General features: G+C 52.4%; 11 protein-coding genes and 2 tRNA genes. 8 read left to right on the plus strand and 5 right to left on the minus strand.

Translation table 11 applies throughout. The features are described 5' to 3' along the window. Positions 1-19: 19 nt before the first annotated feature. Genes pmrB through dacB form a run of 3 tightly spaced genes read right to left on the minus strand, consistent with a single transcriptional unit; the run spans position 20 to position 3,158 of the window. Complete coding sequence (pmrB, locus tag ACJ9N4_RS19250) at positions 20-1,063, minus strand: two-component system sensor histidine kinase PmrB (protein ID WP_182272776.1); 1,044 nt, start codon at positions 1,061-1,063, stop codon at positions 20-22. Then, complete coding sequence (pmrA, locus tag ACJ9N4_RS19255) at positions 1,060-1,722, minus strand: two-component system response regulator PmrA (RefSeq protein WP_182919009.1); 663 nt, start codon at positions 1,720-1,722, stop codon at positions 1,060-1,062. The genes pmrB and pmrA overlap by 4 nt, the downstream gene beginning before the upstream one ends. Before the next feature lie 2 nt (positions 1,723-1,724). Further along, on the minus strand, positions 1,725-3,158 hold the full coding sequence (dacB, locus tag ACJ9N4_RS19260; RefSeq protein ID WP_182919008.1) for a serine-type D-Ala-D-Ala carboxypeptidase: 1,434 nt from the start codon (positions 3,156-3,158) through the stop codon (positions 1,725-1,727). 247 nt (positions 3,159-3,405) lie between these two features. Here dacB and greA point away from each other — a divergent pair, with 247 nt between their 5' ends. Beyond that, complete coding sequence (greA, locus tag ACJ9N4_RS19265) at positions 3,406-3,882, plus strand: transcription elongation factor GreA (protein WP_182272773.1); 477 nt, start codon at positions 3,406-3,408, stop codon at positions 3,880-3,882. A gap of 151 nt (positions 3,883-4,033) precedes the next feature. Here the strand turns inward: greA and yhbY are convergent, their stop codons facing one another. Beyond that, positions 4,034-4,327 (minus strand): ribosome assembly RNA-binding protein YhbY, encoded by a 294-nt coding sequence (gene yhbY / locus ACJ9N4_RS19270; RefSeq protein ID WP_003861814.1) that lies wholly within the window; start codon positions 4,325-4,327, stop codon positions 4,034-4,036. Between the two features lie 127 nt (positions 4,328-4,454). On the opposite strand from yhbY, the gene rlmE reads away from it, so the two are divergent. The 6 genes from rlmE (at position 4,455) to ACJ9N4_RS19300 (ending at position 10,047) form a co-directional block, all read left to right on the plus strand. Continuing rightward, complete coding sequence (gene rlmE, locus ACJ9N4_RS19275) at positions 4,455-5,081, plus strand: 23S rRNA (uridine(2552)-2'-O)-methyltransferase RlmE (RefSeq protein ID WP_182272772.1); 627 nt, start codon at positions 4,455-4,457, stop codon at positions 5,079-5,081. Positions 5,082-5,183: 102 nt separating this feature from the next. Continuing rightward, positions 5,184-7,118 (plus strand): ATP-dependent zinc metalloprotease FtsH, encoded by a 1,935-nt coding sequence (ftsH, locus tag ACJ9N4_RS19280; protein WP_182272771.1) that lies wholly within the window; start codon positions 5,184-5,186, stop codon positions 7,116-7,118. A gap of 98 nt (positions 7,119-7,216) precedes the next feature. Continuing rightward, complete coding sequence (gene folP / locus ACJ9N4_RS19285; protein ID WP_182919007.1) at positions 7,217-8,065, plus strand: dihydropteroate synthase; 849 nt, start codon at positions 7,217-7,219, stop codon at positions 8,063-8,065. Then, positions 8,058-9,395 carry a phosphoglucosamine mutase gene (gene glmM / locus ACJ9N4_RS19290; RefSeq protein WP_182919006.1) on the plus strand — a complete coding sequence of 446 codons (1,338 nt, stop codon included), beginning with the start codon at positions 8,058-8,060 and terminating at the stop codon, positions 9,393-9,395. Before folP ends, glmM begins: the two co-directional genes overlap by 8 nt. Positions 9,396-9,618: 223 nt before the next feature. After that, positions 9,619-9,951: a preprotein translocase subunit SecG gene (gene secG / locus ACJ9N4_RS19295; RefSeq protein ID WP_182272768.1), complete on the plus strand. Its 333-nt coding sequence runs from the start codon at positions 9,619-9,621 to the stop codon at positions 9,949-9,951. A 9-nt stretch (positions 9,952-9,960) separates the two neighbouring features. Beyond that, positions 9,961-10,047 (plus strand) — tRNA-Leu (locus tag ACJ9N4_RS19300). A gap of 178 nt (positions 10,048-10,225) precedes the next feature. Here the strand turns inward: ACJ9N4_RS19300 and argG are convergent. Beyond that, positions 10,226-11,572, minus strand: a complete 1,347-nt coding sequence (gene argG, locus ACJ9N4_RS19305) for an argininosuccinate synthase (protein WP_182272767.1) — start codon at positions 11,570-11,572, stop codon at positions 10,226-10,228. A gap of 286 nt (positions 11,573-11,858) precedes the next feature. On the opposite strand from argG, the gene ACJ9N4_RS19310 reads away from it, so the two are divergent. After that, a tRNA-Met gene (locus ACJ9N4_RS19310) sits at positions 11,859-11,935 on the plus strand.

Here is an 11,935-nt window from a genome sequence, read left to right on the forward strand (position 1 = left end):
CTGCGAAGGGGGCTTTTTTTTAACTTAATGTCGCGGGTAACCAGCAACTGGCGATTAAGCCACCTTCAATGCCGTTCTCAAGCGTCAATTTGCCGTGGTGAAGCTGAACGATGCGTTGCACAATACTCAGCCCCAGCCCGCTGCCACCGTAGCGCTGATCGAGACGACGGAATGGTTCAGTGATTGACTGTCGGTGTGCCTCATCAATGCCAGGCCCTTGATCGACAACGATGACCTGCGTACCGCCATCATGCTCCATTAATTTCACTTCAATGGTTGTGCCTGTCGGGCTATAGCGTGTGGCATTCTCCAGCAGATTGCGCAGCATCAGGCGCAGAAGTACCGTGTCACCCTGAACCGTCAGTGGACTTTTGTCCGGCCATATCACCGTATGTTCTTTAGCTTCATGCTCAAGGCTGAGTGGAACAATGATGCTGTCTGTCCAGTTGACGGTTTCGTAGTGACCGCTTGCCAGCGCCTGCCCGGCACGTGCCAGCATCAGCAGTTGTTCAACGGTGTGCATCAACTGATCGATCCGGCTAATCAACGCATTGGCCTGCGGTGAGCCCGACTGAGCCATTAATTCCAGATGTAGCCTGATTCCGGCGAGAGGTGTTCGCAGCTCGTGAGCGGCGTCTGCCGTGAAGAGGCGCTCCTGCTGGATGGTGTTATCCAGTCTGGCGAGCAGCTGATTCAGCGACGTCGTCACCGCGCCAATCTCTTCCATATCGGAATACATCGGCAGCGGGGTAAGATTATCCGCCGAACGGTTAGCCAGGCTGGCACGCAGTTTATTCAGCGGCTGGGTTATCAGGGTGACGGCCCAGAATGAGAAGAACAGGGTAAAGCCCACCATCACCAGAGAAGGCACCAGAAGCGAGGCAATCGCTTCGCGGATCTCTTTCTCGACATGGTTGTTACGCGCTTTTGCCGATAACGTTTCGCTCACCAGAAAGCTAATCTGTTCGCGGCTTTCATGCCACAGCCAGACCACGCTTATCAGCTGGAAAAACAGTAAGATCACCGCCAGCAAAATCATCAATCGCCGACGCATGCTGTTCATTTCTGGCTCTCCAGACGGTAGCCAACGCCACGGACGGTTTTAATTCGATCTTTACCAAGCTTACGGCGCAGGTTGTGAATGTGAACTTCGAGGGTATTTGACCCCGGATCGTCCTGCCAGGAGTAGATATCCTGTTGCAGGGTTTCACGGTGTACCGTTTGCCCGCTACGCATGATCAGGCGTGTAAGCAGGGCGAACTCTTTTGGGGTGACTTCGACAGGCAGCGATTTGCGTAGCACCTGCTGGGTTTGCAGATTCAGCGTAATATCACCGTCGGTTAGTAAGTTATCACTATGTCCCTGGTAGCGGCGGATCAGTGCCCGCACGCGTGCCTGAAGCTCTGCAAGGACGAAAGGCTTCACCAGATAATCATCCGCACCGGAATCAAGGCCGTTAATACGATCTTCGATGGAATCACGCGCCGTGAGGATCAACACTGGGTTGGCGATACCGCGGCGTCGCCACTGGTTCAGTAATGAGGCACCATCTTTATCGGGTAAACCTAAATCGAGGATCACCAGGCTATATTCACCGCTCTGAATCAGGGCATCTGCTTCTGCCGCCGTGGCGGCACAGTCGAGCGCATATCCTTCATTGGCCAGCGCCAGCGCCAGCCCTTCCTGTAATAACAGATCGTCTTCAACTATGAGTAGTTTCATCGCTAGTTATTCTGATAAATGTCCTTATAAAGCCTGCTTTCGAATCGTACCAACGGGATGCGTCGGTTGCGCTGGTCAGTCGGTTCGACGGCATAGCCGGAAAGATACTGCACGAATGCCATACGTTGTCCGCTGGCGGTGGTGATGAAGCCCGCAAGGTTGTAAACCCCCTGCAGTGAACCTGTTTTGGCTGAGACTTTGCCATCCACACCGGCGGCGTGAAGCCCGGCACGGTACTGAAGTGAACCATCGTGTCCGGCAAGTGGTAGCATTGAAATAAAGTTTAGCTCAGTGTCATGTTGTGCAATGTACTGAAGCACTTGCATCATGGTCGCCGGGGAAATCAAATTATGGCGTGATAACCCGGAACCATCGACGGCGATGGTGTTACCCAGATCGATCCCTGCCTGCTGACGCAGGATCTGCCGTACTGCGTCGGACCCTGCGCGCCAGGTTCCCTGAACGCCGAAACGTGCGTGACCAATCATGCGGAACACCGTGTCGGCAATCATGTTATCCGACTTTTTCAGCATAATCTTGAGCAAATCGTGCAATGGCGCAGACTGGTTGCTGGCGATAACCGTGCCGGGTTGATTGACCTGCGTCTGGCGGAGCAGGGTACCGGACCAGGTGATCCCCGCCTGCTTCAGTTCATCCTTGAGAATGGCCCCGGCGTAACTTGCCCCATCCTGTATCGCAAAGGCCAGCGGCAGTGGATCGGCGCGCTGCGTCAGGCAACCGGTAAGCGTGAAGCGGTTAAGATCGCCTGGCACCACGTCCAGCTCACAATACTGTGCATCCGGTGAGCCTTTTGCCAGCGTACGTACCTGGCTAAACATCGTCACCGGGTAGTAGGACGCCACGCGGATAAACGCTAAGTCATCCGGTTTTGGGGCGCTGTAAAGCGAAACGGAGAAGCAGTTACGGTCAATAATGGCAGCCGCTGGCGGTGCGCTAAAGCACTGCGTCATGTCGTTCCACGGCCAGCCAGGGGCTTTATCGTGGCTGGCAAAAATGGAGGTGTCGATCAACACATTACCGTCGATCTTCTGCACGCCAGATTTTTTCAATGCCGCCACCATGCTGCGGATATCCTGGCGCTTCAACGTCGGGTCACCCCCGAAGCGGGCGATAAGATCGCCTTTCAGTTCGCCACCCGTGACGTTACCTTTGGTTTCAAGGGTGGTGGTAAACCGGAAATCAGGCCCAAGCTGGAGCAGGGCGGCGAGTGCAGTGATCACCTTCTGAGTACTGGCAGGCAGCGCCATCTGTTGACTGTGGTAGTCAATCTCTGGCGTCTGCGCCCCGACCTTCTGCACCATCAGGGCAAGGTTAGCCCCTGCGGGCAGCTGATTAATGTACTCATCAACATTCGCGGCCTGAGCACTGAACGTTATACTGGTAGTCAATCCGATGATAAATCTGGAAAATCGCATAATCTCGCGCTAACAACCCGAAAACAAACCGTCATACTACGGTGCATGGCACTGCAAAGTAAACGATGACCCATAGTGAACTTCGCGGTAAAATGCATATCAAATTGAAAATTGCTGCTGGCCTGGGGCGTTGCTTCCGGGTCGGTTTTCTTTTTGCTTCTGGCTTGCTCATGGTTTGATGTTCATGGGGACAGGAGCCGGAGCAGGTGACGCTGCTCCCAACAGGAATGTTTAAGAGGTATAACAAATGCAAGCTATTCCGATGACCTTACGTGGTGCCGAAAAACTGCGCGAAGAGCTGGATTTCCTGAAATCCGTTCGTCGCCCTGAAATCATCGCCGCTATCGCGGATGCGCGTGAGCATGGCGACCTGAAAGAAAATGCTGAATACCACGCCGCGCGCGAGCAGCAGGGCTTCTGTGAAGGGCGTATTAAAGATATCGAAGCGAAGCTGTCCAATGCGCAGGTTATCGATATCACCAAAATGCCAAATAATGGCCGGGTGATCTTTGGTTCCACCGTTAGCGTGCTGAACCTGGATAACGACGAAGAGCAGACTTACCGCATCGTCGGTGACGATGAAGCTGATTTCAAACAGAACCTGATTTCGGTGAACTCACCAATTGCTCGCGGCCTGATTGGCAAAGAGCAGGACGATGTTGTCATCATCCGCACCCCAGGCGGCGAAGTGGAATACGAAATTATCAAGGTCGAGTACCTGTAATTCGCTTCTCCACGAAGATGTTGATACATTGTAAAGAAAGGAAAAAGGCCGCATAGCGGCCTTTTATCAACTCAAGGAGCATGGCATTTTGCTCACCTGCTGACAGAAATCCCTCGTTTTACACAGAAAATGTGTTTAATTCAGGATATCCTTAGCGTGGCAGCGAGATTTTACGCTCTTTAGATGGGCGATAGAGCACCAGCGTTTTACCGATGACCTGTACATTACAGGCACCGGTTTCGCGCACGATGGCTTCCACGATCAAGTTCTTCGTGTCTCTGTCTTCAGAGGCAATTTTCACCTTGATCAGCTCGTGGTGTTCCAGCGCTTGTTCAATCTCGGCAAGCACCCCTTCGGTCAAACCATTGTTGCCAAGCATGACTACAGGCTTGAGCGGATGTGCCAGACCTTTAAGGTGCTGTTTTTGTTTAGTACTCAGATTCATCGTATATTTTTGCTTACGTTGGGATTGAAAACGGTTCATTCTACCGCCATCTCCCTTATATCGCCAAATAGCTGCGTAGAAATTTACGTCACAGGCAAGCAACGATGAACCAGGACGGAAATGTTAAATGACAGGTAAGAAGCGTTCTGCCAGCTCCAGCCGCTGGCTTCAGGAACACTTTAGCGATAAATATGTTCAACAGGCGCAGAAAAAGGGGTTACGTTCCCGTGCCTGGTTTAAACTTGATGAAATACAGCAAAGTGACAAACTTTTTAAGCCGGGGATGACGATTGTTGACCTCGGTGCCGCACCTGGGGGATGGTCCCAGTATGCGGTAACGCAAATCGGTGGAACGGGCCGAATCATCGCATGCGATCTTTTACCAATGGATCCCATCGTTGGTGTCGACTTCCTTCAGGGCGATTTTCGTGATGAATTAGTGCTGAAGGCGTTACTCGATCGCGTAGGTGACAGTAAAGTTCAGGTTGTCATGTCAGATATGGCACCAAATATGTGCGGAACACCGGCGGTGGATATCCCCCGTGCCATGTATCTGGTGGAACTGGCGTTAGAAATGTGTCGTGATGTACTAGCACCAGGTGGTAGTTTTGTTGTGAAGGTGTTTCAGGGCGAAGGTTTCGAGGAGTACCTTAAGGAAATTCGCTCCCTGTTTGCGAAGGTCAAAGTTCGTAAGCCGGACTCTTCCCGGGCGCGTTCCCGAGAAGTGTATATTGTAGCGACCGGGCGAAAATGATAACCGGTGGATTTCAGACGAAAGTTTGAATGAAACTGGATCTAGAGTATCCTGACGCTGTTTTTAACACAGTTGTAATATGAGGTTAATCCCTTGAGTGACATGGCGAAAAACCTAATACTCTGGCTGGTCATTGCCGTTGTGCTGATGTCAGTATTCCAGAGCTTTGGGCCCAGCGAGTCGAATGGCCGCAAGGTGGATTATTCTACCTTCCTGCAGGAGGTCAATCAGGACCAGGTTCGCGAAGCGCGTATCAACGGACGTGAGATCAACGTTACCAAGAAAGATAGTAACCGTTACACGACCTACATTCCGGTGAACGATCCTAAGCTGCTTGATAACCTTCTGACTAAAAACGTCAAGGTGGTAGGTGAGCCGCCAGAAGAGCCAAGCCTGTTGGCTTCTATCTTCATCTCCTGGTTCCCGATGCTGCTTCTTATTGGCGTCTGGATCTTCTTTATGCGTCAGATGCAGGGCGGTGGTGGCAAAGGTGCCATGTCGTTCGGTAAGAGCAAGGCGCGTATGCTGACGGAAGACCAGATCAAGACCACGTTCGCTGACGTTGCAGGTTGTGACGAAGCGAAAGAAGAGGTGGCTGAACTGGTAGAATACCTGCGTGAACCGAGCCGTTTCCAGAAACTGGGCGGTAAGATCCCGAAAGGCATTCTGATGGTCGGCCCTCCGGGTACCGGTAAAACCCTGCTGGCGAAAGCCATCGCGGGTGAAGCGAAGGTGCCGTTCTTTACTATTTCAGGTTCTGACTTCGTTGAAATGTTCGTGGGTGTCGGTGCATCTCGTGTGCGTGACATGTTCGAGCAGGCTAAGAAGGCAGCACCGTGCATTATCTTCATCGATGAAATCGACGCCGTCGGTCGCCAGCGTGGCGCTGGTCTGGGCGGTGGTCACGATGAACGTGAGCAGACGCTGAACCAGATGCTGGTTGAAATGGACGGCTTCGAAGGTAACGAAGGTATTATCGTTATCGCAGCAACCAACCGTCCGGACGTACTTGACCCAGCCCTGCTGCGTCCAGGCCGTTTCGACCGTCAGGTTGTGGTTGGTCTGCCGGATGTTCGTGGTCGTGAACAGATTCTGAAAGTACACATGCGTCGCGTACCGTTGGCTCCAGATATCGACGCGGCAATTATTGCGCGTGGTACCCCGGGCTTCTCCGGTGCGGATCTGGCTAACCTGGTCAACGAAGCTGCACTGTTTGCCGCTCGCGGTAACAAACGCGTCGTGTCTATGGTGGAATTCGAAAAAGCGAAAGACAAAATCATGATGGGTGCGGAACGTCGCTCTATGGTGATGACGGAAGCGCAGAAAGAATCCACGGCATACCACGAAGCCGGCCACGCGATTATCGGTCGTCTGGTACCGGAACACGATCCGGTGCATAAAGTGACGATTATTCCGCGCGGTCGTGCGCTGGGCGTAACGTTCTTCCTGCCGGAAGGCGATGCCATCAGCGCCAGCCGTCAGAAGCTGGAAAGCCAGATTTCGACCCTGTATGGTGGTCGTCTGGCAGAAGAAATTATCTACGGTGTGGAACATGTTTCTACCGGTGCGTCCAACGACATTAAAGTGGCGACGAACCTGGCGCGTAACATGGTGACCCAATGGGGCTTCTCCGACAAACTCGGCCCACTGCTGTATGCAGAGGAAGAGGGCGAAGTGTTCCTGGGTCGTTCTGTGGCGAAAGCGAAACATATGTCTGATGAGACTGCTCGTATCATCGACCAGGAAGTGAAAGCGCTGATTGAACGTAACTACGGTCGCGCACGTCAGATCCTGAACGACAATATGGATATTCTGCATTCGATGAAAGATGCGCTCATGAAATATGAGACCATCGATGCACCACAGATTGACGACCTGATGGCTCGCCGCGAAGTGCGTCCGCCAGCAGGCTGGGAAGATCCAGGCGCTTCCAACAATTCTGACAACAATGGCACTCCGCGTGCACCGCGTACGGCTGATGAATCACATACGCCGAACCCGGGTAACAGCATGTCAGAACAGTTGGGCGACAAGTAAGTCACTGCTGTTGAAGAGTTAGTCTGTACTTCAAACCCTGGAGCTTGCTCCGGGGTTTTTCTTTTTCGTTAAATCATATTGATACCAGGGATTTCGCCATGAAACTATTCGCTCAGGACTCGCATCTCGATCTCTCACATCCGCATGTGATGGGTATCCTGAATGTTACGCCTGACTCCTTCTCTGACGGCGGCACGCATAACACACTTATCGATGCGGTTAAGCACGCAAATTTGATGATCAACGCGGGTGCCACCATCATTGATGTGGGGGGCGAATCGACGCGTCCTGGTGCGGCGGATGTTTCTGTGGAGGAGGAGCTGGCTCGCGTGGTTCCTGTGGTTGAAGCTATTGCCCAGCGTTTTGAAGTGTGGATCTCTGTTGATACGTCTAAGCCAGAAGTGATTCGTGAAGTAGCGAGAGTGGGTGCTCACATTATCAATGATATCCGATCGCTTACCGAGCCTGGTGCCATTGAGGCGGCAGCGGAAACCGGGTTACCAGTCTGTCTGATGCACATGCAGGGCCAGCCCAAAACAATGCAGGATGCACCTAAGTACAACGATATCTTTGCTGATGTTAATCGCTTCTTTATTGAACGTATTGAACGTTGTGAGCGTGCTGGAATCGCAAAAGAGAAATTGCTGCTCGACCCGGGGTTCGGTTTCGGTAAAAATCTCTCTCACAACTATGAGCTACTTGCTCGCTTGTCAGAGTTTCACCACTTCGGCTTGCCGCTACTGGTTGGCATGTCGAGAAAATCGATGATTGGGCAGTTGCTGAACGTGGGCCCCAGCGAGCGTCTTAGCGGCAGCCTGGCCTGCGCGGTGATTGCGGCGATGCAGGGAGCGCACATTATTCGTGTCCATGACGTCAAAGAAACAGTAGAAGCCATGCGTGTGGTCGAAGCCACACTGGCAGCGAAGGAAAACAAACGCTATGAGTAATCGTAAATATTTTGGTACCGATGGTATCCGTGGCCGCGTAGGCGATGCGCCGATCACCCCTGATTTTGTTCTGAAGCTTGGCTGGGCGGCTGGTAAGGTTCTGGCACGTCATGGTTCCCGTAAAATTATTATTGGTAAAGACACCCGTATTTCAGGTTATATGCTGGAGTCTGCACTGGAGGCGGGTCTGGCGGCTGCGGGGCTTTCTGCCTCCTTTACTGGCCCAATGCCAACACCTGCTGTTGCGTATCTGACGCGTACCTTCCGTGCTGAAGCAGGTATTGTTATTTCGGCATCGCATAACCCGTTCTATGACAACGGTATTAAGTTCTTCTCCATCGACGGCACCAAACTGCCGGATGAAGTGGAAGAAGCGATTGAAGCCGAGATGGAAAAAGAGATCACCTGTGTCGACTCTGTCGAACTGGGTAAAGCGAACCGTATTGTTGATGCAGCGGGTCGCTACATTGAATTCTGCAAAGGCACTTTCCCGAACGAGTTGAGCCTGAGTCACCTGAAAATCGTGGTGGACTGTGCAAACGGCGCAACGTATCACATTGCCCCTAACGTCTTCCGTGAGCTGGGTGCGAAAGTGATTACTATCGGCTGCGAACCTGATGGTCTGAACATCAACGAAGAGGTGGGGGCGACAGACGTTCGCGCTCTGCAGGCACGTGTTCTGGCAGAAAAAGCTGACCTGGGTATCGCGCTGGACGGTGACGGTGACCGTGTGATCATGGTTGACCACGAAGGTAACAAGGTTGATGGCGATCAGATCCTTTATATCATTGCGCGTGAAGGTCTGCGTCAGGGTCAGCTGCGCGGTGGTGCCGTCGGTACACTGATGAGCAACATGGGTCTGGAGCTGGCGCTGAAACAGCTGGGGATCCCGTTTGTCCGTGCTAAAGTGGGTGACCGCTATGTACTGGAAAAACTGCAGGAGAAGGGCTGGCGTATTGGTGCAGAAAACTCAGGCCATGTGATCCTGCTGGACAAAACCACTACCGGAGACGGTATCGTGGCGGGCCTCCAGGTGGTGGCTGCGATGGCGCGTAACCATATGAGCCTGCACGACCTCTGCAGTGGCATGAAAATGTTCCCACAGATCCTGGTCAACGTACGCTTCACCGCTGGTAATGGCGATCCACTGGAAAGCGAAAATGTGAAAGCAGTAATGGCTGACGTTGAAGCCGCGCTCGGTAACCGTGGTCGCGTACTGCTGCGTAAGTCCGGTACCGAACCACTTATTCGAGTAATGGTGGAAGGTGAAGACGAAGCACAGGTGACTGAATTTGCGCACCGTATTGCTGATGCGGTAAAAGCGGCATAGCTGTTCATGCTAAACGTTTAAAAAGGCGGCATTTCCCGCCTTTGTTTTAAGCGATGAATGGCTTTTTGCTGTTTTTTTCCGCAGTTGATACAATGCGTCGAAAATGCCCTTGCGAAGGTCATTCGCTTTGGTTAGTATTCACACCCGCTTCAGTGGGAAACAAAAATCCTGCTAATTGGTCGAAGCATTGGTATGCGGCAAATCCGCAAGGAACAGGTTGATTATGTACGAAGCTCTTTTAGTTGTTTTCCTTATTGTAGCCATCGCTCTTGTAGCGCTGATCATGCTGCAGCAAGGTAAAGGCGCTGATATGGGAGCCTCCTTCGGAGCTGGCGCTTCCGGTACGCTGTTCGGTTCAAGTGGTTCTGCGAACTTCATGACCCGCACAACGGCGATTCTGGCTACGCTGTTCTTCATCATCAGTCTGGTGCTGGGCAATATCAACAGCAACAAGACCAATAAAGGAAGCGAGTGGGAAAATCTGAGTGCTCCGTCTAAAACTGAGCAAACTCAGCCAGCTGCACCGGCTAAGCCAACCAGCGATATCCCGCACTAAGTATTCTGTACCGAGGTGGTGGAATTGGTAGACACGCTACCTTGAGGTGGTAGTGCCCTAACGGGCTTGTGGGTTCGAGTCCCATCCTCGGTACCAATATTCCAGAAGAAAGACGTCGAAAGACGTCTTTTTTTTCGTCTGTAGATTGTGTGCCTCCTAACTTCTGGTGTGTCTCCGAACTTCTGTAGGCCCGGTGGCGTTGCGCTTACCGGGCCTACCAAAACCCAAATAAAAAAGGCGTCTATCAGACGCCTTTTACATTTCACATCAGCGATTACTTCTTATCGCTGTGTTCCAGGTTTTCAACCTGTGGCAGGCCATTACCGGAACTGGCAGAGAGCAGGCCATTCTCAACGTAGTTGAACAGCTTCGCACGGGTATCAGTGATGTCCAGGTTACGCATGGTCAGCTGACCAATACGGTCGTCCGGAGAAAACACGGATTCGCCTTTTTCCATTGTCAGACGCTCTGCTTTATAGGTCAGGTTGTCAGACACGGTGTTCAGGATGGAGTAATCATTACCGCGACGCAGTTCCAGAGTCACTTCACCGGTGATGGCGCTCGCCACCCAGCGTTGCAGAGCATCACGCAGCATCAGCGCCTGCGGATCGAACCAGCGACCCTGATACAGCAATTTACCCAACTGACGACCATGAGAGTGATACTGCTCAATGGTGTCCTCGTTGTGAATACCGGTCAGCAGACGTTCGTAAGCGATGTGCAGCAGTGCCATCCCCGGGGCTTCGTAGATGCCACGGCTTTTTGCTTCGATGATACGGTTTTCAATCTGATCGCTCATACCCAGACCATGACGGCCGCCGATGCGGTTTGCTTCCAGCATCAGTTCTACATCGTCAGAGAAGGTCTTGCCGTTCAGGGCAACCGGATGGCCGCGCTCGAAGCGGACAGTCACTTCTTCCGCCTGGATTTTGACGTTCTCGTCCCAGAACTTCACGCCCATGATTGGGTTCACGATCTTCACGCTGGAGTTAAGGAATTCCAGATCTTTTGCTTCGTGTGTCGCGCCCAGCATGTTGGAGTCGGTAGAGTAGGCTTTCTCAACAGACATCTTGTAGTCAAAGCCGCAGGCAATCATAAACTCGGACATTTCATGGCGGCCGCCCAGCTCGTCGATGAAGTCGGTATCCAGCCACGGTTTGTAAATCTGCAGCTCGGCGTTGGTCAACAGACCATAACGATAAAAACGTTCGATATCGTTACCTTTATAAGTGCTACCGTCGCCCCAGATGTTAACACCATCTTCTTTCATGGCGGCAACCAGCATGGTGCCAGTCACGGCACGGCCCAGTGGCGTCGTGTTGAAATAGGTCAGGCCGCCGGTGGTGTTATGGAAAGCGCCGCACTGAATAGCCGCGATACCTTCGGCAACCAGCTGTTTACGGCAATCAATCAGACGTGCGTTCTCTGCACCATACTCTTTAGCGCGACGAGGGATTGCATCATAGTCGTCCTCATCCGGCTGACCCAGGTTCGCAGTATATGCATACGGAACCGCTCCCTTTTGGCGCATCCACAGCAGTGCAGCGCTGGTATCCAGGCCGCCAGAAAAAGCGATGCCAATACGTTGTCCTACCGGAAGATGCTTGAGAATCGTCGTCATAAAATAAAACCCTGCTTGATTGACTGATTAGAGACCGCGTTCGCTCTTGATGCATGTTTATGCAAAATAAGTGAGTATTCATTTAATCATCTTTTGTCGAAGACCGAAAGAGACTCGTGCGTTTTTTGTAAAAATTTCCCTCAGTTTGACCTGGTGGAAACTGGGTTGACAGGCGGTGTTCACTATCAATATACTGAACGCCGATTTTACGTCCCGTCTTCGGTACCAAATCCCAGCATTATTTGCATTTTCTACCCAAAACGCGTAGAATTTGCCACGTTTCAGGCGCGGGGTGGAGCAGCCTGGTAGCTCGTCGGGCTCATAACCCGAAGGTCGTCGGTTCAAATCCGGCCCCCGCAACCA

It is taken from the genome of Enterobacter sp. LM3, from assembly GCF_046622475.1.
In the GTDB taxonomy this organism is placed as follows: domain Bacteria; phylum Pseudomonadota; class Gammaproteobacteria; order Enterobacterales; family Enterobacteriaceae; genus Enterobacter; species Enterobacter cloacae_P.